Origin of the sequence: Rahnella perminowiae, assembly GCF_019049695.1 — a bacterium.
Lineage (GTDB): Bacteria > Pseudomonadota > Gammaproteobacteria > Enterobacterales > Enterobacteriaceae > Rahnella > Rahnella perminowiae.
Genome location: NZ_JAFMOT010000165.1, coordinates 18121 through 44901, shown reverse-complemented (window position 1 = coordinate 44901; position 26781 = coordinate 18121). Strand labels below are relative to the sequence as shown.

Annotated in this window: 24 protein-coding genes; 13 read left to right on the top strand and 11 right to left on the bottom strand. The window is 51.5% G+C overall.

Going from position 1 to position 26781, the window contains the following annotated elements; genetic code table 11:
* Positions 1 to 8: 8 nt before the first annotated feature.
* A complete protein-coding gene (locus J1781_RS07410) occupies positions 9 to 1676 on the top strand; it encodes a PTS sugar transporter subunit IIA (protein WP_217233401.1) in 1668 nt (555 codons plus the stop codon).
* Here the strand turns inward: J1781_RS07410 and yieH are convergent.
* Positions 1666 to 2331 (bottom strand): 6-phosphogluconate phosphatase, encoded by a 666-nt coding sequence (gene yieH / locus J1781_RS07405; RefSeq protein WP_217220951.1) that lies wholly within the window; start codon positions 2329 to 2331, stop codon positions 1666 to 1668. The two genes, J1781_RS07410 and yieH, sit on opposite strands and share 11 nt — an antisense overlap.
* Positions 2332 to 2482: 151 nt before the next feature.
* On the opposite strand from yieH, the gene J1781_RS07400 reads away from it, so the two are divergent.
* Positions 2483 to 3820, top strand: coding sequence for an NCS2 family permease (locus J1781_RS07400; protein WP_047609954.1), 1338 nt, complete (start codon positions 2483 to 2485; stop codon positions 3818 to 3820).
* A gap of 66 nt (positions 3821 to 3886) precedes the next feature.
* On the opposite strand, the gene J1781_RS07395 is transcribed toward J1781_RS07400, so the two are convergent.
* Both J1781_RS07395 and J1781_RS07390 read right to left on the bottom strand, forming a co-directional pair.
* Complete coding sequence (locus tag J1781_RS07395) at positions 3887 to 4456, bottom strand: NADPH-dependent FMN reductase (RefSeq protein ID WP_217233400.1); 570 nt, start codon at positions 4454 to 4456, stop codon at positions 3887 to 3889.
* A gap of 90 nt (positions 4457 to 4546) precedes the next feature.
* Positions 4547 to 5272 (bottom strand): 4'-phosphopantetheinyl transferase family protein, encoded by a 726-nt coding sequence (locus J1781_RS07390; protein WP_129954103.1) that lies wholly within the window; start codon positions 5270 to 5272, stop codon positions 4547 to 4549.
* A 323-nt stretch (positions 5273 to 5595) separates the two neighbouring features.
* Here J1781_RS07390 and J1781_RS07385 point away from each other — a divergent pair, with 323 nt between their 5' ends.
* Complete coding sequence (locus tag J1781_RS07385; protein WP_217138544.1) at positions 5596 to 7491, top strand: methyl-accepting chemotaxis protein; 1896 nt, start codon at positions 5596 to 5598, stop codon at positions 7489 to 7491.
* Between the two features lie 74 nt (positions 7492 to 7565).
* On the opposite strand, the gene J1781_RS07380 is transcribed toward J1781_RS07385, so the two are convergent.
* On the bottom strand, positions 7566 to 8453 hold the full coding sequence (locus J1781_RS07380; protein WP_217138543.1) for a LysR substrate-binding domain-containing protein: 888 nt from the start codon (positions 8451 to 8453) through the stop codon (positions 7566 to 7568).
* A gap of 100 nt (positions 8454 to 8553) precedes the next feature.
* On the opposite strand from J1781_RS07380, the gene J1781_RS07375 reads away from it, so the two are divergent.
* Positions 8554 to 9153 (top strand): short chain dehydrogenase, encoded by a 600-nt coding sequence (locus J1781_RS07375; RefSeq protein WP_217233399.1) that lies wholly within the window; start codon positions 8554 to 8556, stop codon positions 9151 to 9153.
* 67 nt (positions 9154 to 9220) lie between these two features.
* Here J1781_RS07375 and mnmE read toward each other — a convergent pair whose 3' ends face one another.
* The 5 genes from mnmE to rpmH all read right to left on the bottom strand — a co-directional run bounded on the left by mnmE (position 9221) and on the right by rpmH (position 13071).
* Positions 9221 to 10585 (bottom strand): tRNA uridine-5-carboxymethylaminomethyl(34) synthesis GTPase MnmE, encoded by a 1365-nt coding sequence (gene mnmE, locus J1781_RS07370; protein WP_129954095.1) that lies wholly within the window; start codon positions 10583 to 10585, stop codon positions 9221 to 9223.
* 109 nt (positions 10586 to 10694) lie between these two features.
* The gene (gene yidC / locus J1781_RS07365) at positions 10695 to 12329 is read right to left on the bottom strand and encodes a membrane protein insertase YidC (RefSeq protein WP_129954093.1); all 1635 of its coding nucleotides are present in this window, start codon (positions 12327 to 12329) and stop codon (positions 10695 to 10697) included.
* 2 nt (positions 12330 to 12331) lie between these two features.
* Complete coding sequence (yidD, locus tag J1781_RS07360; RefSeq protein ID WP_095924029.1) at positions 12332 to 12589, bottom strand: membrane protein insertion efficiency factor YidD; 258 nt, start codon at positions 12587 to 12589, stop codon at positions 12332 to 12334.
* Complete coding sequence (rnpA, locus tag J1781_RS07355; protein WP_071823635.1) at positions 12553 to 12912, bottom strand: ribonuclease P protein component; 360 nt, start codon at positions 12910 to 12912, stop codon at positions 12553 to 12555. Before rnpA ends, yidD begins: the two co-directional genes overlap by 37 nt.
* Positions 12913 to 12930: 18 nt before the next feature.
* A complete protein-coding gene (rpmH, locus tag J1781_RS07350) occupies positions 12931 to 13071 on the bottom strand; it encodes a 50S ribosomal protein L34 (protein ID WP_009637487.1) in 141 nt (46 codons plus the stop codon).
* Positions 13072 to 13756: 685 nt separating this feature from the next.
* Between rpmH and dnaA the strand changes: the two genes are divergently transcribed.
* From dnaA to J1781_RS07320, 6 genes are all read left to right on the top strand, one after another.
* Positions 13757 to 15148: a chromosomal replication initiator protein DnaA gene (gene dnaA / locus J1781_RS07345; protein WP_129954089.1), complete on the top strand. Its 1392-nt coding sequence runs from the start codon at positions 13757 to 13759 to the stop codon at positions 15146 to 15148.
* A 4-nt stretch (positions 15149 to 15152) separates the two neighbouring features.
* Positions 15153 to 16253 (top strand): DNA polymerase III subunit beta, encoded by a 1101-nt coding sequence (gene dnaN / locus J1781_RS07340; protein WP_129954088.1) that lies wholly within the window; start codon positions 15153 to 15155, stop codon positions 16251 to 16253.
* Between the two features lie 131 nt (positions 16254 to 16384).
* Positions 16385 to 17473 (top strand): DNA replication/repair protein RecF, encoded by a 1089-nt coding sequence (gene recF / locus J1781_RS07335; protein ID WP_129954086.1) that lies wholly within the window; start codon positions 16385 to 16387, stop codon positions 17471 to 17473.
* Positions 17474 to 17492: 19 nt separating this feature from the next.
* Positions 17493 to 19907, top strand: a complete 2415-nt coding sequence (gene gyrB / locus J1781_RS07330) for a DNA topoisomerase (ATP-hydrolyzing) subunit B (RefSeq protein WP_129954084.1) — start codon at positions 17493 to 17495, stop codon at positions 19905 to 19907.
* Between the two features lie 142 nt (positions 19908 to 20049).
* Complete coding sequence (gene yidA, locus J1781_RS07325) at positions 20050 to 20865, top strand: sugar-phosphatase (RefSeq protein ID WP_129954082.1); 816 nt, start codon at positions 20050 to 20052, stop codon at positions 20863 to 20865.
* Between the two features lie 29 nt (positions 20866 to 20894).
* Positions 20895 to 22157 carry a YidR family protein gene (locus J1781_RS07320; RefSeq protein ID WP_217233398.1) on the top strand — a complete coding sequence of 421 codons (1263 nt, stop codon included), beginning with the start codon at positions 20895 to 20897 and terminating at the stop codon, positions 22155 to 22157.
* Between the two features lie 62 nt (positions 22158 to 22219).
* On the opposite strand, the gene J1781_RS07315 is transcribed toward J1781_RS07320, so the two are convergent.
* Positions 22220 to 22597 carry a YceK/YidQ family lipoprotein gene (locus tag J1781_RS07315; RefSeq protein WP_129954078.1) on the bottom strand — a complete coding sequence of 126 codons (378 nt, stop codon included), beginning with the start codon at positions 22595 to 22597 and terminating at the stop codon, positions 22220 to 22222.
* Between the two features lie 380 nt (positions 22598 to 22977).
* Between J1781_RS07315 and ibpA the strand changes: the two genes are divergently transcribed.
* Both ibpA and ibpB read left to right on the top strand, forming a co-directional pair.
* Complete coding sequence (gene ibpA, locus J1781_RS07310; protein ID WP_014333282.1) at positions 22978 to 23388, top strand: small heat shock chaperone IbpA; 411 nt, start codon at positions 22978 to 22980, stop codon at positions 23386 to 23388.
* Between the two features lie 143 nt (positions 23389 to 23531).
* Positions 23532 to 23966 (top strand): small heat shock chaperone IbpB, encoded by a 435-nt coding sequence (ibpB, locus tag J1781_RS07305; RefSeq protein ID WP_129954076.1) that lies wholly within the window; start codon positions 23532 to 23534, stop codon positions 23964 to 23966.
* 89 nt (positions 23967 to 24055) lie between these two features.
* Here the strand turns inward: ibpB and J1781_RS07300 are convergent, their stop codons facing one another.
* On the bottom strand, positions 24056 to 25309 hold the full coding sequence (locus J1781_RS07300) for a valine--pyruvate transaminase (RefSeq protein WP_129954074.1): 1254 nt from the start codon (positions 25307 to 25309) through the stop codon (positions 24056 to 24058).
* Between the two features lie 260 nt (positions 25310 to 25569).
* Between J1781_RS07300 and J1781_RS07295 the strand changes: the two genes are divergently transcribed.
* Complete coding sequence (locus tag J1781_RS07295) at positions 25570 to 26781, top strand: hypothetical protein (RefSeq protein WP_217233397.1); 1212 nt, start codon at positions 25570 to 25572, stop codon at positions 26779 to 26781.

The following is a 26781-nucleotide window of genomic DNA, read 5'->3' as shown; positions in this document are numbered from 1 at the left end:
ACTCAGGGATGTTGAATCCACGACAGAAAGAGATTTTATCCGCGCTCAGCCACCAGCGGATCAGCGGTCAGGCACTGGCAAGGTGCGCACGTATTTCCGTGCGTACCCTGTTGCGGGATATTGACTACATTAATTACCGGCTGGGCGCAGCCGGTAAAATTATCTCCGGCGCAGAGGGTTATCAGCTTTTAGTCGAAGAAGGGCGTGACATAGAGCGTCTGCTGGGGAATGCGGAGGACGCGCTCTTTCTGGCTCTGATCTTTAATGCCTGTCTGCCACTGGGAGCACTGGCTGATAAACTCCGTCTGAGTAAATCTGCCGTCATCGATCTCATCAGCGCAGTGCGCAAGAAATCCCGAACGCAGCCGCTGATAGGCTCACGGCCAAAACATGGTCATTCGCTTCTGCTCGACGACCGGCAAAAAGTTTTATTGCTGGCGAACCTGATTATCCGCAACCCCGCCTGTTGTGGCGAACATTGCGCGCATGCCTTCAGTGCGCGCATTGTGTCTGCCCGCTCACTGTTAACCACACTGGATTATCCTTTCGGTACGCCGCTCTTTCTGGCGGCGCTGGGGCTGGCGGTGGAATATCTGCCCGCAACCCACCTTTCGGTGGTGAAGATTCTGCAACCCTTGCGGCACAAGCTTTCCGGCATTACACCCGAGGCTATCCGCACGGTGTTAACGCGCGTCGCAACGCCGTTGCCGGGGCTTATCGATGAGGAACTGGTTGGTCAGCTGACCGACCATATTAAGCGCTCGGTGGCCTGCCCGACGATTCTGCCTGTCGCGCCGTTGCATGATTTTCGTAAAATCAAAACGACCTATCCTCAGGCATTTGACCTCAGTTTGTCTTTTGTACGCGAATTGAATCAGAGCCTGAAGATCGAGTTTTATGACGACGACTGGGCAGGATTATATTTCGCCTGTGCGCTGGAACGGACGCAATCTGCCGTGCTGAATCTGGTGGTTTACAGTGAATATTTGTCTATGGCGACGCTTAATAAAGAAATTATCGAGCGGGAGATCAGCGGTGTGAATGTGATTATCGCCACGCATCCGGAACAGCTACTTGCCAGCCTGCTTCATCAGCCTGTTGCGCTGGTACTCAATAATCACCGTCAATATCCGGCGATGGAGAATGCGACGGCGGTATGGTCGGTCAGTGAACTGGTGGGACAACGTGAACTGGAGCAACTGCGCATCAGGCTGGCCGGACTGATGTTGTATCAGCACAGCGCTGTCTGTTTCCCGGAGAGTCTGTCTTTTACTTACGCGAATGCGCCGCAGGATAATTGGCAAAAGGTGATCAGCGGAATTTGCCAGCATCTTGTCCTGTGCGATGCGCTGACCGTCGCTGAGGCGGAGCTTATTGTGGCGCGGGAAGCGCAGGGCGAAAACCTGATCATTAATCATCTGGCTGTGCCGCATTGTTCCGGGCAGCGCGATCAGCCTTTTATCGGTATTTTTGTCCATCTGGAAAACCCGCTGCTGATTGAAAGTCAGCGGGTACAGAACGTCCTGGTGGTATGTGTGAATGCAAGAGGGCGGCAGGAATTAAAAATGTTCAGCCATCTTGCTGATGCACTGAACGGTTGCGAGAGTGCGCAACTGCTCGGACTGACCACCCACGCAAGCTTTATGCAATGTCTGAATAAGCCTTTCAGCGCGTGATCTTATATCCCATCTGACGCCAGATCTCCGGCAGTTCGTTCATGTCGTGAAAAGTGATGACCAGCGGGTGATCGAGCGGAGGATTATGCGGATCGGCGCAGTAATAAAAGACCGGAATACCGGCAGTGATCCCGGCCTGGGCACCCGCCACGGAATCTTCAACCAGAATGCAGTTTTCCACCGGCACATTCATGACCTCGGCGGCTTTGTACAATACGGCAGGATCAGGTTTCCAGCGCTGCAAATCGTAGCCACTGAACAGTTTATCACCCATAAAAGGGAGCAGGCCGGTCAGCCCGAGAGAGTGCTGCATTTTGGTGACCGGGCCGTTGGAGACAACGCACATCGGCACGGTAATTTGTTCGAGTAACTCATGCGCGCCGACAACCGGCTCAAGTTTGCTGTCGAAAAGCCGCGCAACATGCTGGCGGAACACCACTTCCATCTCTTCTTTCGGCACATCGATACCGTGTTCTTTATTGACGATAGCCACGATTTCGTAAAGTTTAACGCCCTTGTATTTCCTATACATTTCGTCGAATGAAACCGTCACGCCAAAATGCGCGAACATCTCAACATAGGCTTCGCAGCACAATAATTCACTGTCTACCAGCGTACCGTCGCAATCAAAAAAGACGCATTCAACCTGTGACATACTTTCTCCCTGTGAACACTTCATCTATTGGTAAGCATTCAGGCACTCTACCCCAACGATAGATTTAATCCCATACATCCAGTGCTGGCGCTTTAGGGCTAAAATCCTTAGGATACCCCCCGATTGTTTTCCCCTATTTTGGAACTCACCAATGAGCACACCACAGAGCAATGCGACTGCGGGTAAAGGACTGGCCGAACGTCTGTTTAAACTGACGCAGCACGGCACCACCGTACGCACCGAAACTATCGCCGGTTTAACCACCTTTCTGACCATGGTCTACATTGTTTTCGTGAACCCGCAAATTCTCGGCGTCGCGGGCATGGATAAACAGGCCGTGTTCGTGACCACCTGTCTGATTGCCGCGTTCGGCAGCATCCTGATGGGCGTGATCGCCAACCTTCCGGTCGCTCTGGCACCGGCGATGGGTCTGAATGCGTTCTTTGCTTTTGTGGTGGTGGGCGCGATGGGCGTTTCCTGGCAGATCGGGATGGGCGCGATTTTCTGGGGTGCCGTGGGTTTGCTGCTGCTGACCATTTTCCGCATCCGTTACTGGATGATTGCAAACATCCCGGTCAGTCTGCGCGTGGGTATCACCGCCGGTATCGGGCTGTTTATTGGCATGATGGGGCTGAAAAACGCCGGTATTATCGTCCCGAACCCTGACACCATCGTGACCATCGGAAACCTGACCTCACACAACGTGCTGCTCGGCGTGTTGGGCTTCTTCATTATTGCCGTGCTGGCATCGCGCAATTTTCACGCCTCGGTACTGGTGTCGATTATTGTCACGACAGTCATTGGTCTGATGATCGGCGACGTGCATTACACCGGTTTCTGGTCGATGCCGCCGAGCATCACTACGGTCGTCGGCCAGGTGGATTTGAAAGGTGCGCTGAATATCGGACTGGCAGGCGTCATTTTCTCCTTCATGCTGGTGAACCTGTTTGACTCCTCCGGCACGCTCATCGGTGTGACGGACAAAGCGGGTCTGGCGGATGCGCAAGGTAAATTCCCGCAGATGAAACAGGCCTTGTATGTCGACAGCATCTCGTCTGTCGCAGGCGCTTTTATCGGCACCTCTTCGGTTGGCGCTTACATTGAAAGCACTTCCGGCGTTTCTGTCGGGGGGCGTACCGGTCTGACGGCAGTCGTCACCGGTTTGCTGTTCCTGCTGGTTATCTTCATTTCTCCGCTCGCAGGTATGGTGCCGGAATACGCGGCTGCCGGTGCCCTGATTTATGTGGGCGTGCTGATGACCTCCAGTCTCGCACGCGTTTCATGGGATGATCTGACCGAAGCCGTTCCGGCATTCGTGACGGCGGTGATGATGCCGTTCAGCTTCTCGATCACCGAAGGTATCGCGCTGGGTTTCATCTCTTACGTGGTAATGAAACTGGGTACCGGTCGCTGGAAAGAAATCAGTCCGTGTGTGGTCGTTGTCGCCCTGCTGTTTGTGCTGAAAATCGCATTTGTTGACGGACATTGATTTTCGTGACGGCAAAAAAAAACAGCCTGCAATTTTGCGGGCTGTTTGCATTTCTGAGGCTGTAGATTACTTGCTGACGCGACGCGTATAGTCGGCAAATGCCGTAAGCTGACCGCGCAGGAAATCGAGCGTGCCCTGATCAATCACTTCACCAATCTGCTCATCCACTTTGTTCTGGATCACGCCGCCCATAAATTCAGGTTTATTCATCACCATCGCATCCAGGAACACCAGAATCTGACGCAGGTGATACTGGCAACGTGCGCCGCCGACCGGGCCCATTGAGCTGGTCTGGATCAGCACCGGTTTACCCGCCAGTGGCTGATTCGGCAAACGGGAAATCCAGTCGATGGCATTTTTAAGGCCGCCTGGCACAGAATAGTTATATTCCGGCGTCACAATGATCAGGCCGTCAGCCTGACGGATTTGCTCTGCTATGGCTTCTATATCGGCCGGAAAACCCTCTTCCTGCTGAATATCTGCATCATAAAGCGGCAGTGTACCGATGGAAGGCAACGCCTCAATACTGATGCCCTCTGGTGCCACTTTCGGCAAAGTACGGGCGACCATTCCGTTATAAGACGCTTTACGAAGACTGCCTAACAGTGTGACAAACTTCAGTGGTTGAGCTGACATGGGTAACTCCTGTTATGGGTGACTTTTCGAAAGGAATTGCCTGTAACCATAAACGAAAACATCACAACTGGCGTAAACAAACGTGTAGTTTTATTTAGCGGGTGGCAGGCTGATGAACTTCATGAAGTGTGGTGATTCAGATTGCTGATCGACTGACAGGGTTTGCGTGCGGGTAAAGCCGTTTTCAGGTTCATAACGCCAGCATTGCAAACGGATAATTGAGGGAGATTGCGCACAGGCCCAGGTAATTGAGCCTTCAATGTCACTCATCACCTGCGCCTCGGGCGTTATGGTAGACCGCAAACGACCCGAAGCAGGATTCAGGCTGAGCGTAAGCGGGCTCTGATCGTTCAGGCCGGACATTTTCAGCATACTCTGGCGGATACACCACAGTTGAAGCGAGGATTCCACCGGATCCGATTGCATGGCAATCCAGGTTTTCTCCACGGCAGAAAGCTGTAATTGCTGTTGCGGATTCACCAGCGCACTGCGGGCATGAATGATTTCGAGATCGAGGCCGACTTTTCCTTCGCTGCTGATTAAAACACCGACGGTACTTCCGGCATACGCCAGACTGAAATCCGGCAGATCAGGGGATTCAAAACTTGGACGACCGCTCGGCAGCGTAATAACGTTGGGAAGCTCAGCGATGCCGTAAAGATAGAAAATCATTTCAGCCAGCAGAACGCGGCCGTTTAAGAAACGCTTGCGCTGTTTTTCGGAAAGGTGTCTGGCGAATAATATGATCTCTTTGGGCAACCGGTGTGTATCCGGTTCTGCATCCGTCATTGCCCATCTTGCAAAATGGCACGCCATTGTTCACTCCATGATTAATGGTTCGACCGCATTTTCTCAATTGTGCTAAAGAATAACATTAAGAGAAATCATTAAAAACCGCTTAAAACCCGCAGCACTGCACACTTTTTTCCCTTTTCCGACAATATTTCATCATCATAAAGTGAAAGCCATCACAGCCTAAGTCCCTTATTGAGAAAGAATATCATTGGAATGATGTTCTGGTTTTTTACGCATACCCTTCTCACGCCAGATATATCTACTATAGCAACATAAAGAAACGTCAGAAAATGCCGTTACTAATTAAGCAGCGATCTCGCTGCTTTGCCTGTGAGTGCCCAAAAATGTTAAAAACAACGCAATCCCGCTTTATCGCATTGATCAGCTTGTTTTTTATTGCGCTGGTCATCGTTACGCTTATCGTGATCCAGGTGTATATCGCTCCCCAGCTGAAGCAGACAGAAAGTAATCTGGTGGCTAATCAGGTGGATGACGTTGCAGTGGCAATTAATGACCGCTTGAATAAAGTTGAGTCTCAGGTACGGACCATTACCCAGACTGTCGCACAAATGGACAGCGACAGTATCGATCGTTTACTTCCGGCACTGGTTGATCAGTACGGTGACGCTGCGGTATTTGGCGGCGGGATCTGGCCACTGCCGAATCAACGCGATCCGGCCAAAATCAAATTCAGCACTTTCTTTGCCCGTAATAATAATAATCAGCTGACGGTCAATACCTTCTGGAACAGCGCTGAATCTCCCAACTATTTCGATCAGTCGTGGTATCTGGCGGCTTCAAAAGGTGAAAAGGGCCAGTGTGTCTGGGCGCCTGCTTATTTCGATGACGCCAGCACGCAGCCGCGGACTAACTGTGCGATGCCGATTTACAAAGGCGATAAACAATGGGGTGTCGCAACCATTGACGTCACACTGGGTTTCTTTAACCAACTGGTGACGGAGATGGAGAAAAAGGTTCATGCGAAAATTTATATCGTGGAAAAAGACGGCACAATTGTCGGTACCAGCCATTCTACCGATGAAAAATTGCCGAAACTGGCTTCACTGGGTGAGACTTCTCCCCTGGCGATGCAGATCCGCAAAAGTCTGGATCAGATCAACGGACAGGCGAGTCTGATCGCTGACTACGACAATGACGGCACGTCGCACACCCTATTCATGAGTAACATTCAGGGACCCTGGTTTATCGCCACTGATATGCCGACCAGCCAGTTACTGGCGCGCAGCCACAGCATTCTGGCGAGCCTCGGACTGGTTCAAATCCCGATGGTCTTGTTGTTACTGATCGTTCTGATCGCCGCAATTAAAATTTTCATGCGCCAGCTGGCAGCACTGAATAGAAATATCGCCCAGCTTTCCGCCGGCGGTGCCGACTTAACCCGTCGTTTGCCGGAAAGCCGAAGCCCTGAGTTCAATCAGATCAACCAGAATTTCAACGGCTTCCTGTCTTTCCTGCAGTCGATTCTGCGTCAGGTCGGCGACAGTAGTCTGGCGATCACCTCGGCCTCGCGTCAGATTGCCAGCGGTAACCTGGACTTGTCAGCACGAACCGAAGAGCAGGCCAGTTCGATTGTCGAAACGGCAGCCTCAATGGAGCAACTGACCAGCACCGTGAAACAGAACGCTGCCAATGCGGAAGGGGCTAACCAGCTGGCGCGTGATGCCTCTGCTGTTGCTGAGAAGGGCTCGGAGGTGGTGAAACAAGTGGTTGAGACCATGGGTTCGATCACCCGTTCTTCTCATAAAATCGTCGATATCATCAGCGTGATCGACGGCATCGCTTTCCAGACTAACATTCTGGCGCTGAATGCGGCGGTTGAAGCGGCGCGTGCCGGTGAACAGGGGCGTGGCTTCGCCGTTGTGGCATCCGAGGTACGCAGTCTGGCACAGCGCTCGGCCACTTCGGCGCGTGAAATCAAAAAACTGATCGAGGATTCGGTGGCAGATATCTCCACCGGCAGCGAACTGGTGGCGACCGCCGGGACGACGATGGATGAAGTCATGGGCGGCGTAAATAATGTTGCGACACTGATGAACGAAATCATGTCTTCCAGTCAGGAACAAAGTCTGGGCATTGAGCAGGTTAACGTCGCGATCACTCAGCTGGATAATGCGACGCAGCAGAATGCCGCGCTGGTTGAGCAGGTTTCGGCTGCCGCACAGGCGATGCAGGATCAGACCGTTCAACTGGAGACCGTGGTTGCAGGCTTTAAGCTCTGATCACGTTTGCTACAGAAAGTTAAATCAGGCGGTGAGTGAGCGATCACTCACCGTTTTTTATTTTGAACAGTGCCTCAGTAAAAGGTGTGTTCAGTCATAAAATTAATCAGGCTGGTGAGTTTGGCGCGTGGTCTGAAATCGGGCAGATACACCAGATGTACCGGACGTGGCTTCGGGATAAAAGACTCAAGCACAGGGATCAGTTTTCCGCTGGCAATATCACTGGCCAGAAGAACTTTGGGCTGCAACAGCAAACCGGCGCCTTCCAGCGCAGCGGCGCGTAATGCATGGCCGTCGTTTGATACATAACGGCTATGGACAGGCCACGCTGACGTGGTGTGCTCTGCATTCGCCAGATGCCAGCCTTCGCTCTGATTCCAGACGGTATGCACCAGACACGGGTGCGTTTTCAAATCTTCAGGCGAAGCGGGCATACCAAAACGCTGCAAATATTCCGGAGAAGCACAGATCACCATTTCATAGGGGGCCAGCGGCTTCGCGACCAGCCGGTCATCACCTGTTTCGCCAATGCGAATCGCCGCGTCAAAACCCTCTGCGAGCAAATCCACCCGGGCATTGCTCAGTATCAGCTCCACATTGATTTTAGGGTGTTTTTGCAGATAACGGGCCAGCATCGGCGCTACCACGCTGGAGCCGAGTGACACCGGCGCGCTGACCCGCAGCAGCCCGGTCGGTACGCTTTGCAGGCTTTCCATCGCGCTTTCCGTAAATTTCATCTGTTCCAGCACCCGTTTTCCATTCTCATAAAATACTTCACCGGCATCGGTCAGGCTTTGCCTGCGGGTGGTGCGTTGCAACAGGCGGGCATTCAGATACTTTTCTAACTGCTGAATGTGCTTGCCAACCATCACTGCGGAGATCCCCAGTTTTTCTGCCGCGGTGCTGAAATTTCCGGTTTCTACTACGCTGACAAAGACTTCGATATTCCGCAGCTTATCCATATTACAAACCCTGAGTTAGAACAGAACGAATAATTCGAGTCTATATCTAACCCTCAGTTTGGTGAAAGATGAACCCACAAACATTATTGAGGAGTCTGTGATGAAAATTTTAGTGATTGGCGGGACGGGTACATTGGGTAAAGCCGTAGTGCGTGAGTTTGCCGGTGATCATGAGGTGATCACGGCAGGTAAAACACAGGGGGATTTTCAGGTAGATATCACCGACGAAAACAGCGTAAAAACGCTTTTCCAACGTACGGGTAAACTCGATGCGATTATCACAACCACAGGGAGCCTGCACTTCGGCCCGCTGACAGAAATGACTGCAGAACAATTCAATATTGGTTTACAGGATAAACTGCTCGGGCAGGTACGCATTGCGCTGATCGGTCAGGAATTTCTCAATGATGGTGGTTCCATCACGCTGACCAGCGGGATTATTGCTGATGAGCCCATCCGTCAGGGGGCCAACGCCACCACGGTGAATGCGGCAGTCGAGGGCTTTGTACGTGGTGCATCGATTGAGTTACCACGCGGGATGCGTATTAATGCCGTCAGCCCGACAGTGGTAGAAGAATCCCTTGCAGGCTATGGCCCGTTCTTCCCTGGCTTTGAAGCGGCCCCGGCAGCACGTGTGGCAAAAGCGTACCGCCGCAGTGTGGAAGGTGCACAGAACGGGCGGGTTTATAAAGTCTGGTAAGGCCCGACGTTCTGAAGCCAATAAAAACCCGCATGTTAAAATGCGGGTTTTTATTGCGCATGACAGATTATTTGCCGATGCAGAAACTGGAGAAAATACGGCCCAGCAAATCATCGGATGTAAATTCACCGGTGATTTCACTCAGCGATTGCTGTGCCAGACGCAGTTCTTCTGCCAGTAATTCCCCCGCCCATGCACCAAGCAGCTGATCTTTACCCTGAACCAGATGCTGTGCAGCCTGTTCCAGCGCCTGTAAGTGACGGCGACGGGCAAGGAATCCACCTTCCATATTGTGATTAAAGCCCATCACCTGTTTCAGATGATCGCGCAGCAGGTCAACGCCGTCACCGGTACGGGCGGAAAGGCGAATAAGTGAGTGACCATTCACTTGTGTCTGCCCCAGCGCTTCGCCTGTGATATCGGCTTTATTACGCACAACCACGATAGGCAAAGAGGCTGGCAGGCGGGCCATAAATTCAGGCCAGATTTGTGCAGGTTCCGTGGCGGCCGTTGTGGTGCCGTCGACCATAAACAGTACCAAATCAGCTTGTTCGATCTCATTCCATGCACGTTCGATACCGATACGCTCAACTTCGTCGCTGGCTTCGCGCAACCCGGCGGTGTCGATAATATGCAAAGGCATGCCGTCTAAGTGAATGTGTTCGCGTAAAACGTCACGGGTAGTGCCGGCAATATCGGTCACGATCGCGGCTTCACGACCTGCCAGTGCATTCAGCAGGCTGGATTTCCCGGCATTCGGACGCCCGGCAATCACCACTTTCATTCCTTCACGCAGCAGACTGCCCTGACGCGCTTCAGCACGCACCGCATCAAGATCGCCCATCACCGTATTGAGTTTGGCTTCGATTTTGCCGTCAGACAGGAAGTCGATTTCCTCGTCGGGGAAGTCAATAGCCGCTTCGACAAAGATCCGCAGGTGAGTGAGTGCTTCCACCAGATGATGAATACGGTTCGAGAAAGCGCCCTGTAATGAATTAACGGCTGAACGTGCCGCCTGCTCAGAACTGGCATCAATCAGGTCAGCAATGGCCTCAGCCTGCGCCAGATCGAGTTTATCATTGAGGAATGCACGTTCAGAGAATTCGCCCGGACGCGCAATACGTACATTTTCAAGCGCAATGATGCGTTTAAGCAGCAAATCCAGGATCACCGGCCCGCCGTGACCTTGCAGCTCAAGTACGTCTTCACCGGTAAAGGAATTCGGGCCGGGGAACCACAGCGCGATGCCCTGATCCAGCGTACTGCCATCGGCATCCTGAAACGGCAGATAATCGGCATAACGCGGCTTGGGCAGTTTGCCTAAGACAGCCTGTGCCACATCACGCGCCGCGCGGCCGGAAACGCGTAAAATGCCTACACCACCGCGGCCGGGGGGCGTTGCCTGGGCAATGATGGTATCTGAGGTGCTCATATTCATCTCTTTTGGTCTTTTTACGGATATGCAAAAGGCGATCAAATGATCGCCTTTGTTTTTTATCATCAAGTTTAGCTGTCAGGACGAAACCCGTCCTGACTTTCACTTATGACTTTTTCTTGTCGCGGCTATGCAGGCCACGTTTTTCCAGCCCGCGATAAATCAGCTGTTGCTGGAGAATGGTTACCAGGTTACTGACGATGTAGTACACCACCAGACCGGACGGGAACCACAGGAAGAACACGGTGAAGATGACCGGCATGAAGGTCATGATCTTCTGCTGCATCGGGTCGGTTACGGTGGTCGGCGACATCTTCTGGATGAAGAACATCGTGATACCCATCAGAACCGGCAGAATGTAGTACGGGTCTTGTGCTGACAGGTCATGGATCCACAGGATGAATGGCGCATGACGCAATTCAATGGAACCAGACAGCATGTAATACAGTGCCAGGAAGATTGGCATCTGAATAACCAGCGGCAGACAGCCCCCCAGCGGGTTCACTTTCTCGGACTTATACAGCGCCATCATTTCCTGACTCATGCGCTGTTTGTCATCCCCGATACGCTCACGCATGGCGGCCAGTTTAGGCTGCAACATACGCATTTTCGCCATCGACGTGTACTGTGCGCGGGTCAGGGGATACATGATACCGCGGACAATAAAGGTGATAACGATGATCGAGAAGCCCCAGTTACCGACAAACCCTTGAATGAATTTCAACAGTTTGAACAGTGGCTGAGAGATGAACCACAACCAACCGTAGTCAACCGTCAGGTCAAGGTGTGGCGCGATTGCAGCCATCTTGTCCTGAATTTCCGGGCCAACCCACAGGATCGAAGCAACTTGTTGCTGTGCGCCCGGTGCAACGGTAAACGGTGTGCCTTTAAAGCCAATCGTTGAAATACCGTTATTGGTAGTCGTGAAGAAAGTGTTGGTGTCTTTCGCTGATGGGATCCACGCCGTTGCAAAGTACTGCTGCAACATTGCAACCCAACCGCCCTGAGTCGTGACATTCAGTGCATCGCTCTTATCGAACGCATACTTCTGATATTTGTCATCGCTTGAGGAATATGCCGCGCCGCGGAAAGTGTGAAGGGCAAAGTTATTACTGCCGGTATCACGGTGCTTAGGCAATTCGGTGGTTTGTTTCAGCTGACCGAACATAGTCAGGTCAAGCGGGGTTGCCGTGGTGTTGTTGATATTGTATTCAACGTTTACCGCGTAAGAGCCACGTTTGATCACGAAGGTTTTGGTATAAATTGCACCGTTTGCCGCCGTGTAAGTCATCGGAATGCGCAGTTCAGACTGACCTTCAGCCATCGTGAAGGTATCGGAGCTCGCCTGGAACAGAGGGCGTTCGCCGTTAGCCGGATTGTCAGGACCGTTTTTGCCTGTCAGGCCACTTTGTGCCTGATAGAGGAAATTAGGAGTCGTTTCTAATAACTGGAAAGGCTGGTCAGAACCCAAAGACGTCGGGTAAGCCTTCAGCAGAGCCTGCTCAATGTCGCCACCACGGGTGTTGATCGTTAATGACAGCACATCACTGTTAACTGTAATTAATTTGCCCTGTCCGCTATCAGGAACAGCCTGATTAGCAGCATCACCGTTTGCAGTGTTCGCAGTCTGTTGCGTGGTCTGGTTGGCCGGTTGCGGAGCGTGGTCCGTTTGCCATGCCTGCCAGATCATGAAAGACACGAACAGCAGAGCGATGAGGAAAAGATTGCGTTGCGAATCCATCGTTAGTGTTCTCTGTTATTGTCGGTTTTCGGCGGTACGGGGTCATCACCACCTGGGTTCAAAGGATGGCATTTTAATACGCGTTTCAAAGTCAACCAACTGCCTTTTAACATGCCAAAACGACCAATTGCTTCAATACCGTATTGAGAGCAGGTTGGTCGAAAGCGGCAATGTGGCCCGAGCAACGGACTGATGAATAACTGATAACCACGTATCAGCTTTATCAGGATGCGGGAGCCTGTCGGCAATGTCGACGCCATAATTTCTCCAACGCTTCCGTCAGCGCGCGATTATCTAAATCGGCGACACCCTTTTTGGCTACTACCACAAAATCCATCGACGGCAGCGTATGCTGATTCAAGCGGAAACTTTCGCGGGTGAGGCGTTTGATCCGATTGCGTTCATGTGCGCGTTTGACGTGTTTTTTTGCGACGGTGAGACCGATGCGGGGATGCCCCAGCTCGTTCAGGCGGCCGAGTATCGTGATTTGCGGCGTGCCAGCCCGTTGTGGCTGCTGGAAGACGAAAGTGAAATGACGGGGAGTTAACAAACGTAACTCCCTGGGAAAAGCGAGCTTAACCACTAAATAGGTTAGCTTTTATTACTTAGAAGCTGACAGACGGGTACGGCCTTTCGCACGACGGCGAGCCAGAACCTGACGACCATTTTTGGTGGCCATACGAGCACGGAAGCCGTGGCTACGGTTGCGCTTCAATACGGACGGTTGGAAAGTGCGTTTCATGGCGATTTCTACCTAAACTTAAATTATTACTGATCAGTAAACGCGAAGACATTTCGGCGAAAAAACGACCGGTGCCTTTGTCGCAACATATAAAGAAGCGGGATTGTAATAACTGTACAGTCCTGAGTCAATTTACATTGCCAGAAATGGTTCAAGTGTTTACCAGAATTGCCCGTGGTCACACCGCAATATCCATCTGGTTATGACCATCAGGAACACAGGCTTCACACGTAGGGCTGAGGATTATACGGACTCTGCCATAAATCGCAAGGATCCTCGGCTGATCCTTATCCACAGGCGTGAGATCTTCCTCGCAGAGTGTTGAAATTTAGCTCAGCGGACTCCTATTTTTTCAGCAGAGTGATGATTACATCGCCTAATTTAAAAAGGATCGGCTAAGCTTACCCACTTGCCGATTGCTGCCTGTGGATAAAAAGGATCTAAACTGTCAGGAAGGGGAGGATCTCTGTGCCGGATTGCGTTATGATCCGCCATTCCGATCGCGATCCCGGCTGGGATGCTTTCGACAAAAATCGCAAAAAGCGGTTCGCACGTGACTTTACGCCACTGACAGGGTGGTAAGAGAAATTTCCCCCATTGACGGGCGGAACGTGTGCCAAAAATCATGATTTAAAAAACATCCTGATCCTTTTCTTTTTTGATACTTGTTCGAGTGGAGTCCGCCGTGTCACTTTCGCTTTGGCAGCAATGTCTTGCCCGTTTGCAGGATGAACTACCTGCCACAGAATTCAGTATGTGGATACGCCCCCTGCAGGCGGAACTCAACGACAATACGTTGGCGCTGTATGCCCCGAATCGTTTTGTCCTGGATTGGGTTCGTGACAAATACCTAAACAATATTAACGGCTTGCTTAATGATTTCTGTGGCCCGGATGCACCGTTGCTGCGTTTTGAAGTCGGCAGCAAGCCGGTGATCCAGCGTGTCAGTCAGCCTGTCGCCGCCAGTGTCAGTTCCCAGGCTGCGCCTGCCATTCCGCGTCTGGCACCTTCCCGTCCAAGCTGGGATAGCTCACCGGCTCAGCCCGAGCTGTCCTATCGTTCTAACGTCAACCCGAAACATACCTTTGATAACTTCGTAGAAGGTAAATCTAACCAGCTGGCCCGCGCGGCGGCGCGTCAGGTGGCAGATAATCCGGGAGGCGCGTACAACCCGCTCTTCCTTTATGGTGGCACCGGTCTGGGTAAAACCCACTTATTGCATGCGGTCGGTAACGGCATCATGGCGCGTAAAGCCAATGCTAAAGTGGTGTACATGCATTCCGAGCGTTTTGTACAGGACATGGTCAAAGCCCTGCAAAACAACGCCATCGAAGAGTTCAAACGGTACTACCGTTCTGTCGATGCGTTGCTCATCGATGACATTCAGTTCTTTGCTAATAAAGAACGTTCTCAGGAAGAGTTTTTTCACACCTTTAATGCCCTGCTGGAAGGCAATCAGCAGATCATCCTGACCTCGGATCGTTATCCGAAAGAGATCAACGGGGTTGAAGATCGTCTGAAATCGCGTTTCGGCTGGGGACTGACGGTGGCGATCGAGCCGCCGGAATTAGAGACCCGCGTGGCGATCCTGATGAAAAAGGCGGACGAGAACGATATCCGGCTGCCGGGTGAAGTCGCCTTCTTTATTGCTAAACGTCTGCGCTCTAATGTGCGTGAGCTTGAAGGCGCACTGAACCGCGTGATCGCCAACGCCAACTTTACCGGCCGTGCGATCACTATCGACTTCGTCCGTGAAGCGTTGCGCGATTTGTTAGCGCTTCAGGAGAAGCTGGTCACTATCGATAATATTCAGAAAACAGTGGCCGAATATTATAAAATCAAGGTCGCTGACCTGCTTTCCAAACGGCGTTCCCGTTCGGTAGCCCGCCCACGCCAGATGGCGATGGCGCTGGCGAAAGAGCTGACCAACCACAGCCTGCCAGAAATCGGCGATGCGTTCGGTGGTCGGGACCATACCACGGTGTTGCACGCCTGCCGTAAAATCGAGCAGTTGCGTGAAGAAAGTCACGACATCAAAGAAGATTTCTCCAACTTAATCAGAACATTATCTTCCTAGCGCTATGAAATTTATTGTTGAACGTGAGCATTTGCTGAAACCACTGCAACAGGTCAGTAGCCCGCTGGGTGGACGACCAACGTTGCCTATTCTGGGTAACCTGTTATTACAGGTAACGGATGGCGCGCTGTCGCTGACCGGGACGGATTTGGAAATGGAGATGGTGGCGAAAGTCGCGCTGTCTCAGCCACATGAAGCGGGCGCCACCACGGTGCCGGCACGTAAATTCTTTGATATTTGCCGTGGATTGCCGGAAGGCGCGGAAATTTCCGTCGCTCTCGACGGCGATCGCATGCTGGTAAAATCAGGCCGCAGCCGTTTCTCGCTGTCGACTCTGCCAGCCACAGATTTCCCAAATCTGGATGACTGGCAAAGCGAAGTAGAATTCACCCTGCCGCAGGCTACGCTGAAACGCCTGATCGAAGCCACGCAGTTCTCCATGGCACATCAGGACGTTCGTTATTATTTAAACGGCATGCTGTTTGAAACCGAAGGTGAAGAGCTGCGTACTGTTGCGACCGACGGTCACCGTCTGGCGGTGTGTTCTATGTCAATCGGCCAGTCCCTGCCGTCGCATTCGGTGATCGTGCCTCGTAAAGGCGTGATGGAACTGGTGCGTCTGCTTGACGGCGGTGACACCACATTGCAGCTGCAAATCGGCAGCAATAATATCCGTGCTCACGTTGGCGATTTTATCTTTACCTCTAAGCTGGTTGACGGTCGCTTCCCGGATTATCGCCGCGTATTGCCGAAGAATCCGGACAAAACGCTGCAAGCCGGCTGTGATTTACTGAAACAGGCGTTTGCCCGCGCAGCGATTCTTTCTAATGAAAAATTCCGTGGCGTGCGTTTGTATGTCAGCCATAACCAGCTGAAAATCACCGCGAATAACCCGGAACAGGAAGAAGCAGAAGAAATTCTGGATGTCGGCTATGAAGGCACCGAAATGGAAATCGGTTTCAACGTCAGTTACGTACTGGATGTGCTCAACGCCCTCAAGTGCGAAGATGTGAATCTGCTGCTGACGGACTCTGTCTCCAGCGTGCAGATCGAAGACGCTGCGAGCCAGTCGGCCGCCTACGTCGTCATGCCAATGAGGCTCTGATCGGGCTGTCTTACTTGTCATTTTGCGCTTGGGCAGTGCTCGCAATGCTCACGTACCTGAGTACGCTCCGCTTGCTGTGCGCTGTCCGCACGCAAACTGACAGCGACGATGACGCCCTGGAATGGATGTAGATGGCCTTAACGCGCTTACTGATAAAAGATTTCCGCAACATCGAGGCGGCGGATTTGGATCCGTCGTCCGGTTTTAACTTTCTGGTTGGTCCCAATGGCAGCGGTAAAACCAGTGTGCTCGAAGCGGTATATACGCTGGGGCATGGCCGCGCTTTTCGCAGTTTGCAGGCAGGACGTGTTATCCGTCACGAGCAGCCGGAGTTTGTGCTCCATGCGCGTGTGGATGACGGCGGTGATCGCGAATTGTCGATTGGCCTGAGCAAAAGTCGTCAGGGCGACAGTAAAGTGCGCATTGATGGCAGTGACGGCCACAAAGTGTCGGAACTGGCCCAGATGCTGCCCATGCAACTTATCACACCCGAAGGCTTTACCCTGCTTAATGGCGGGCCGAAGTACCGGCGGGCGTTTATTGACTGGGGTTGTTTTCATCACGACCCCGGTTTTTTTATCGCCTGGAGCAACCTGCGACGGTTACTCAAGCAGCGCAACGCCGCGCTGCGACAGGTGAGTCGTTATGCGCAAATTCGTGCCTGGGATCAGGAACTGATCCCGTTAGCCGAACGCATTAGCGAATGGCGGGCGGCTTACAGCGACGCGATCGCAGCTGATATCAGCGCGACCTGCGCGCAATTCCTGCCTGAATTTGCCCTCAGTTTTTCTTTCCAGCGTGGATGGGACAAGGAAACTGAGTACGGCGAGTTGCTGGAGCGTAATTTTGAACGCGACAGAGCCTTAACCTATACCGCATCAGGCCCGCATAAAGCGGATTTCCGCATTCGTGCCGACGGCACGCCGGTGGAAGATTTACTGTCCCGCGGGCAGCTGAAATTACTGATGTGTGCGCTGAGACTGGCGCAGGGTGAGTTCCTCACCCGACAGAGCGGGCGGCGTTGCCTGTATCTTCTTGACGATTTTGCCTCCGAGCTGGACGCCGACCGACGTCGGTTGCTGGCCGATCGCCTGAAAGCCACCCGGGCACAGGTTTTTGTCAGTGCGATAAGCGCTGAGCAAGTGACCGATATGATGGGTGAAAAGGGCAAGATGTTCCGCGTGGAACAAGGTAAAATAGCCGTTCTATCACAGGACTAAAAATGAGCGAGAAACGTTGATGTCGAATTCTTATGACTCCTCAAGTATCAAGGTATTAAAAGGGCTGGACGCGGTGCGTAAGCGCCCCGGCATGTATATCGGCGATACCGATGACGGCACTGGTCTGCACCACATGGTATTCGAGGTTGTGGACAACGCTATCGACGAAGCCCTCGCGGGCCACTGTAAAGAGATTCAGGTCACGATCCATGCGGATAACTCTGTTTCCGTACAGGATGATGGTCGTGGTATTCCGACCGGCATTCATGAAGAAGAGGGCGTTTCTGCTGCTCAGGTCATCATGACCGTGCTTCATGCTGGCGGTAAATTCGACGATAACTCGTATAAAGTCTCCGGCGGCCTGCATGGCGTGGGTGTTTCCGTCGTTAACGCCTTGTCAGAAAAACTGGAACTGGTTATCCGCCGTGAAGGCAAAGTGCACACCCAGACTTATGTGCATGGCGAGCCTCAGGATCCGCTGAAAGTCATTGGCGATACTGACGTAACCGGTACCACGGTACGTTTCTGGCCGAGTTTCCAGACCTTCACGAATCACACTGAATTCGAGTATGACATCCTGGCAAAACGCCTGCGTGAACTGTCATTCCTGAACTCCGGTGTGGCAATCCGTTTGCTGGATAAACGTGATGGTAAGAATGATCATTTCCATTATGAGGGCGGTATCAAAGCCTTCGTGGAATACCTGAACAAGAACAAAACCCCAATCCACCCGACCGTATTCTATTTCTCTACGGTTAAGGACGATATTGGTGTTGAGATTGCATTGCAGTGGAATGACGGTTTCCAGGAAAACATTTACTGCTTCACCAACAATATTCCACAGCGTGATGGCGGGACTCACTTAGCCGGTTTCCGTTCGGCGATGACCCGTACCCTGAACGCCTACATGGATAAAGAAGGTTACAGCAAGAAATCCAAAATCAGTGCCACCGGTGACGATGCCCGTGAAGGCCTGATTGCTGTTGTTTCTGTTAAGGTGCCTGATCCTAAGTTCTCTTCACAGACCAAAGACAAACTGGTTTCTTCAGAAGTGAAAACGGCTGTTGAAACGCTGATGAACGAAAAGCTGGTGGATTACCTGATGGAAAACCCGTCAGACGCCAAAATCGTTGTCGGTAAAATCATTGATGCGGCGCGCGCCCGTGAAGCGGCCCGCAAAGCGCGTGAAATGACCCGCCGTAAAGGCGCGCTGGATCTGGCTGGCTTGCCAGGCAAACTGGCGGATTGTCAGGAACGTGACCCGGCTCATTCCGAACTGTACTTAGTGGAAGGGGACTCTGCGGGCGGCTCTGCAAAACAAGGCCGTAACCGTAAGAACCAAGCGATTCTGCCGTTGAAAGGTAAAATCCTCAACGTAGAGAAAGCGCGCTTCGACAAAATGCTCTCTTCGCAGGAAGTCGCGACACTGATTACTGCGCTCGGTTGCGGCATTGGTCGTGACGAATACAATCCGGACAAACTGCGCTATCACAGCATCATCATCATGACCGATGCCGACGTCGATGGTTCACACATCCGTACTCTGCTGCTGACTTTCTTCTACCGTCAGATGCCTGAAATTGTAGAACGTGGCCATGTGTTTATCGCACAACCGCCGTTGTACAAAGTGAAAAAAGGTAAGCAGGAACAGTATATTAAAGATGACGAAGCCATGGATCAGTATCAGATTTCCATCGCGATGGACGGGGCAACGTTACATGCCAACGCCCATGCACCGGCCCTGGCGGGTGAACCGCTGGAGAAACTGGTGGCTGAACATCACAGCGTGCAGAAAATGATTGGCCGTATGGAACGTCGTTATCCGCGTGCTTTGCTGAATAACCTGATCTATCAGCCAACGCTGCCGGGGTCTGATCTGACTGATCAGGCGAAAGTTCAGGCCTGGATGGAATCGCTGGTCGCGCGTCTCAATGAGAAAGAACAGCACGGCAGTTCTTACAGCGCGATCGTGCGTGAAAACCGCGAACATCAGCTGTTCGAACCGGTTCTGCGTATCCGTACGCACGGTGTCGATACGGATTACGATCTGGATGCTGACTTCATCCAGGGCGGCGAATACCGCAAAATCTGTGCACTGGGCGAACAGCTTCGCGGCCTGATCGAAGAAGATGCCTTCATCGAACGTGGCGAACGCCGTCAGCCAGTGACCAGCTTCGAGCAGGCCCTGGAATGGCTGGTGAAAGAGTCCCGTCGTGGCCTGTCGATTCAGCGATACAAAGGTCTGGGCGAGATGAACCCTGATCAGCTGTGGGAAACCACCATGGATCCTGAGCAACGTCGCATGTTACGTGTGACGGTGAAAGATGCCATCGCGGCTGACCAGTTGTTCACCACGCTGATGGGCGATGCGGTTGAACCGCGTCGCGCCTTTATCGAAGAGAACGCCCTGAAAGCGGCCAATATTGATATCTGATCAAGGCATGAGCTGATAAAAAGTCCGAACCGGGAAACCGTTTCGGACTTTTTTTTCGTCTGACGCACCCCGCATTCCGGCTGGCTTTACAGCGGGTAATCGCGTTAGCATTGAGCAAGATTTCTTAAACTCTGAGGATGCTATGGCTATTGAATTAATTGCAATTGATATGGACGGGACGTTGCTCAATCCGCAGCATGAAGTGACACCCGCCGTTAAAAAAGCGTTGTCAGAAGCACGGGCGAAAGGTGTGCAAATCGTTCTGGCGACCGGCCGTCCTTTTATCGGTGTACAGCGCTATCTGATGGAACTGGATTTACAGCAGGACGGTTGTTATTGCATCACCAATAATGGCGCGCTGGTGCATAATGCCAAAGATGGCAGCGTGATCGCCGAAATAGCCCTCAGAATTGATGATTATCATTACTTCGAACAACTCGCCCGTCAGCTTGGTGTGCATTTCCATGCCCTGACAAAAAATGATCTGTTTACCGCTAACCGTCATATCAGCAAATACAGCGTACATGAATCCTACACCACCGGCATTCCGCTGCAATTCTGTCCGGCAGAGGAAATGGATCCGGCGCTCACGTTCCCGAAAGTGATGATGATTGATGATCCGCAACTGCTGGACCGCGCTATCAGCCAGCTTCCTGCTGAGGCAAAAGAACGCTACACCATCATGAAAAGCTCGCCGTATTTCCTTGAAATCCTTGATAAGCGCGTGAATAAAGGCGAAGGCGTGAAGGCACTGGCAGAAAAACTGGGTATTGCGCGTGCGAGTGTGATGACGCTCGGCGACCAGGAAAATGACATTGCGATGCTGGAATATGCCGGGATTGGCGTTGCGATGGGAAATGCGCTGGACAGCGTAAAAGCCGTCAGCCAGTTCGTCACCAAAACGAACACTGAAGACGGTGTGGCGTTTGCAATCGAGAAGTTCGTTCTGAACGTCTGAACCTGTAAGGCAGAAGGAGCCACCCGGCCATGGAAAAACAATTAACTTCTGATGCCCGCGGGCATCAGCTGACTAACATTAACGTCTGGACGCCGGACAGCCAGTGGCTGGCGTATGACGTGCGCCCGCATGGTGGTTCTTTTACCGGCTCAACCATTGAGCGGGTGAATGTCGAAACGGCTGAGGTACAAGTGCTTTATCAGGCACATCACGGCGCACACGTGGGTGTGGTAACCGTCAGCCCGGATCTGCCTGCCCGTTATGCGTTTATTCATGGCCCGGAAAATCCGGATGAAAGCTGGCAGTATGATTTTCATCACCGTCGCGGTGTCATCGTTTCAGAGCCTGCAGGCGAAAAGGCCGTGACGCTGGATGCGATGGACATCACAGCCCCTTTTACCGCCGGAGCCCTGCGCGGTGGCTCACATGTTCACGTATTCAGCCCGGACGGTTCGCGTCTGAGTTTTACCTATAATGACCATGTGTTGCATGAACGTGCGCCGGCACTCGACCTGCGTAATGTTGGCGTCGCTGTTTCAGGTTATCCGGTAGTTTCTCCAAAACATCACCCGCGTGAATACGATGGAAGCCATTTCAGCGTTCTGGTTAGCGAAACTACGCCCTGTCCTCAGCCCGGCAGCGATGAAATCAACCGGGCTTATGAAGAGGGCTGGATCGGGCATGAAGGCTATCTGAAACCGGATGGCAGCCGTCAGCGATGGGCACTGGCCTTTATCGGCGATACTCTTTCCGCCCGCGGCGAAAAGCATCCTGAAGTCTATGTGGTGGATTTGCCACACCATGATCAGGATTACCGTCAGTCGGGTGATAAACCTTTGCAGGGCACACCGGAAACGCTGCCCGCGCCCCCTTCAGGCGTAAAGCAAAGGCGCATCACCTTTACTGAAAATGGCATCGCTACCCAGCCACGCCACTGGCTACGCACATCGCCGGATGGCGAACAGATTGCGTTTCTGATGAAAGACCAAAACGGGGTCGTGCAGGTCTGGACGGTTTCACCGAACGGGGGCGAACCGGTGCAAATCAGCCATACCGGGCAGGGGGTTCAGTCAGCGTTCAGCTGGAGTCCTGATGGAAAATCGCTGGCACTGGTATGCGATAACAGCGTGATGCGTCTTGATGTTAAAAGCGGAGAAATGCAGCGGTTAACGCAGAGAACGGAGATTACGCCTTGCGCCGATGCGGTCGTGTATTCACCGGATGGCAGCAAAGTGGCGTTTATGCGCCAGTGTGGGGAATTCGCTCAGATTTTTGTTACCGACGCTCAGTAGCTCTTTTAGTAAACCGGCCAGGGTTTGAAACGGTCCCATAATGTTGGCCGGTTTTTTTACGCTTATTTTTTATGCGCCGAAGACTTGTGACCGCGATCGGTGGTGGTCATGGGCGGGATGTGATCAATATCGACACCGTTGCTCAACGCAATATTGTGTTCTTCACTGGCTTTGACGCGATCCCGCGTCGTCACTTTTCCGCTACGAAAATAATCATAAGGCAACAATACCGTATCCAGTACTGCGCTGAACGGCAAATCAATTAACAGCAGCGGCGTCATCGCCCAGCTGGTTTCATCACTTTTTATCATATTTACATCAGCGCGTGCGCCTGAATAATATCCGGTATCGCCACCTGTATGGCTCATTACGCTGGAGCAACCGCTCGTCGCTAAAAAAACACATCCTGTCATCAGCGGCGTTAATGCAAATTTCATCATGTTAGAACTCATCTTATGCTGTCAGGCTGAGCTTGTACGTCAAGGTGACTTATACCACTCAGCACAAAAAATTAACAAAGCAAGCTGTAGCTCTGTGGCTGCGATCCCATTAAGTGTAATTACTATTTGAAATATTGCAGGAATCTGCCTGCTCTCTCTGTCTTTTCGCTCCGGTCCGTTATGTATTTTGGCCTTCATCATATAAACCACAGCCAAATTTTTTGTTTTTTCTGGCTTGAAAATTTTCCTTTCGTCTCCATTTTTACTGTACGACGCAGGAGGAGAAACGCCGGAAGGGTTTTTCAGTCATCACTGTGTCGCGGGTCGGTCCGCCAGGAGGACGACTCAACAATACTCGCTGAATATCAGGAGAAGTTGTCATGCGTAATTTTGATTTATCCCCGTTATACCGTTCTGCCATTGGTTTTGACCGTTTGTTTAATCTTATCGAATCGGGTCAGAATCAGGGTGGCGGCTATCCCCCATATAATGTCGAGCTGGTTGACGAAAACCATTACCGGATTGCTATCGCAGTTGCAGGTTTTGCCGAATCAGAGCTGGACATTACTGCGCATGACAACATGCTGCTGGTCAAAGGTGCGCATGCACCCGCCGACACCGGGCGGACCTATTTATATCAGGGCATTGCCGAACGTAATTTCGAACGCAAATTTCAGCTGGCGGAGCATATTCAAATAAAAGCCGCCAATTTGTCGAACGGTTTGCTGTATATCGATCTGGAACGTGTCGTTCCTGAATCGTCCAAACCACGGCGTATCGAAATCCGCTGATTTAGCGGCAATAAATCACCAGCGGCTATCTTTACTGACCGCCAGAAAATGAAAAAGTTTAGGCTCGCCGTCAGGGGGCTGTACCGTCACATCCAAAACGGATGATGGCATTAATCATCTCGCTTCAAAGAAGGAGTTACATTATGCGTAATTATGATATTTCCCCATTGCTGCGTCAGTGGATTGGTTTCGATAAATTAGCCAGTTCAATGCAGGGGGCCGATCAGGTTTTCCCTCCTTACAATATTGAAAAGTCGGATGACAACCATTACCGCATTTCACTGGCGCTGGCGGGTTTCCAGCAAAGTGAACTGAATATTGAAGTCGAAGGGCCACGATTAACGGTCAGCGGCACACCGGCTCAGCCGGAAACGCAGGTGGAATATCTGCATCAGGGGTTAGTGATTAAGCCTTTCACCCTGAGTTTCACGCTGGCAGAGCATATGCACGTTTCGGCCGCTGAATTTACCCATGGCCTGCTGCATATCAATCTGGTGCGCGAAGTACCGGAAGCGCTGCAACCACAAAAAATCGCGATCGGCACTGAGAAACCAGCGCTGGAAAACCAGTCTGAATAAGACGGTTTCAGCCCAATAAAGAAAGGGAGGACATTAATATGTCCTCCCTTTTTCTTTGTGCCGACCCGTTCTCAATAAATCGCGCTCAGTTACTGATTTTCGGCGTGTGCTTTTTCCACTTCTTCGGCCAAAATTTGCACGCCGCGCTCGATCTGCTCGGCGTCAGGGACGTAGTTCATTCGCATACACTGATGGGTATGTGGCCACGGGTGTTCCAGCCCCGGGAAGAAGTAATCGCCCGGCACCATCAGTACGCCGCGTTGTTTCAGCCGCTGATACAACACTTCTGTGGTGATCGGCAAATCCTTAAACCACAGCCACAGGAAAATCGCGCCTTCCGGTTTGTGGATCAGACAACGTTCTTCCGGCAGGTAACGGCGCAGCGTGGCAATGGTTTCCTGTACGCGCTGATAGTAGAACGGTTTGATCACCTCTTCAGAGAGGCGCAATAAATCGCCGCGTACAATCATCTCATGGGCGATGGCCGGGCCGACGCTGCCCGGCGACAGGCTGATAATGCCGTTCATATTGCTAATCGCTTTGATGATTTTCTCATCGGCAATCACGATACCGCAACGGGAACCCGGCAGGCCGAGTTTTGACAGGCTCATGCACAGGATAATATTCGGGTTCCACAGTGGCGTGGCGTCGGTAAATACAATGCCGGGGAACGGTACACCATAGGCATTATCGATTAATAACGGAATATCTTTCTGCTGCGCCAGTGCATCGAGCCGGATCAGTTCTTCGTCAGTAATGACGTTACCGGTCGGGTTGGTCGGGCGGGAAACACAGATCAGGCCGATGTCATCGGTGATATTCAGGTGATCGAAATCGACGTGATATTTGAACTGGCCTTCCGGCAGCAATTCGATGTTAGGCTTGGCCGACACAAACAGATTTTCATCCAGACCGGCGTCGGCATAACCGAGATATTCCGGTGCCAGCGGGAACAACACTTTTGACATACTGCCGTCGGCGCGACGTCCGGCGAACAGGTTGAACAAATAAAAGAAAGCACTCTGGCTGCCGTTGGTCAGCGCAATATTTTGCGCATCAAGCTGCCAGCCCAGTTCTTTCTGTAACATTTCTGCCAGCGCATGTCGCAACACATCTTTGCCCTGCGGCCCGTCGTAATTGCACAGCGCTTCGGTCAGCTTGCCTGCGGCCAGCATATCTGTCAGCAGCGTCTGGAAATAATCCTGCATCTCAGGAATTTGCGCCGGATTTCCGCCGCCCAGCATCACCGCGCCAGGGGTGCGTAAACCGTCATTCATATCGCCCATCAGACGTGTGATACCTGAAAAACGAGTAAATTTGTCACCGAAAGCAGAAAACGTCATAGAAAGCTTTGTATGTTATCGAAATGTGATGACCACCATAACGTCTGCGGCCGGGCAGTGCAATCCGACCACCGGGGTTTAACGCAGCATTTCCTTTCAGAGTGTTATAGGAATGAGTGGGATAAATTATGTCAGGAAATTATATATACCCCTGACCTTATTATGATTTGCTTACTGACAGAGTAATAAAACTCGCCTGTGTTTTCATTTTTACGAATGGCATAATTATTATTCGAAAATACATAAGCCAGGTTAATACAATGAAAAAAAGTATAATTATTTTGAATTTAGTTATGGCGGGTGGCGGGGATTATGCCCTGGGAAAGAAAATAAAAGATATCGCGCGCAGCACTCAGGCAGAGGGGGTGTTATTTACGGTTAGTTCAGAATCAAAATCTTTTAAAATCGAGGGGGAGGAAAAATTCAATCAAGGCAAAAAAATGAATTACAGGGATTGTGTGATTGTTGTGACGCCCTATAGCATTAAGTCTCCCGTGCCTTTAGCTTCCGTGTTGGCGGATTTATTCTTTCAGTTGGGCATAATAAACTGTGATACTGTTATTCTGATTGATGAGATGGATATCACCCGTGATTTTTGTTCATCAGATCGTGACTATAAAGCCGCTCTCTCCAGCTTAGGCTTAAAAAACATCAGTGTTCATAGCCTTGGGTTCAGTAAAAAATCTCTGGGTTATTTGTCTATGCCGGAGCAAGAGGTTATCAGCATACAAAAATCCGCCAAGCAGGATATTATTAAATTGCTGGATAGTTATAATTTATCTTTACCAGAAGATTGCGCGCTCTATTTTGCATATTTAAGCTCTGATACCGTTTACACTTGTGCCCAGATTTTTATTATCAATACACTGATCGAAGACAGAAATATCCCGGGTAATTCAGCGTATGTTTTTGTCTGCCGGGAAGAACATGTCATTCATCGCTTACTGATAAAACTCAAAGGCTCTTTTTTAAGCCCTCCTCATAATGACTTGTTTTCGGAGTTTCATCTCTCTTCAATAACCGATGAAAGTAAAGTCATCAATCACGGTTACAACCGGGGGGCCGGTAATAAAAAAATTCATATTTGTATTACTAAAACGCTTCCTTCAACGATGTTCAAAAATCTTACCAGTATCAGTAAAACCGGCATGATGTCCGGCGACCAAAGTCTTTCCGACTATCTGTCATTGAAAAAGAGCTTACCGTATTACGACAAGCAACCCTGGAAAGAGCCTCTTATCGAAGGTTTAAATAAACGTGCCAACGCGCTGGGGGGAGAAGAATTGCTCAACAAATTCGAGTCGATGGTCGCTGGCAGAAACCCCTATGATGGCAGTATCGCCTACAAACTTTTGACACCCGATGATGTCCCCGCCCCGGCGCTGAAAAATAGTCTTCTGGCATTTAACCAAGAAGTGTATGCGAGAAAAGCTGACAGGCAGATCAGAGAGATATTAATGAAATACCTCTGA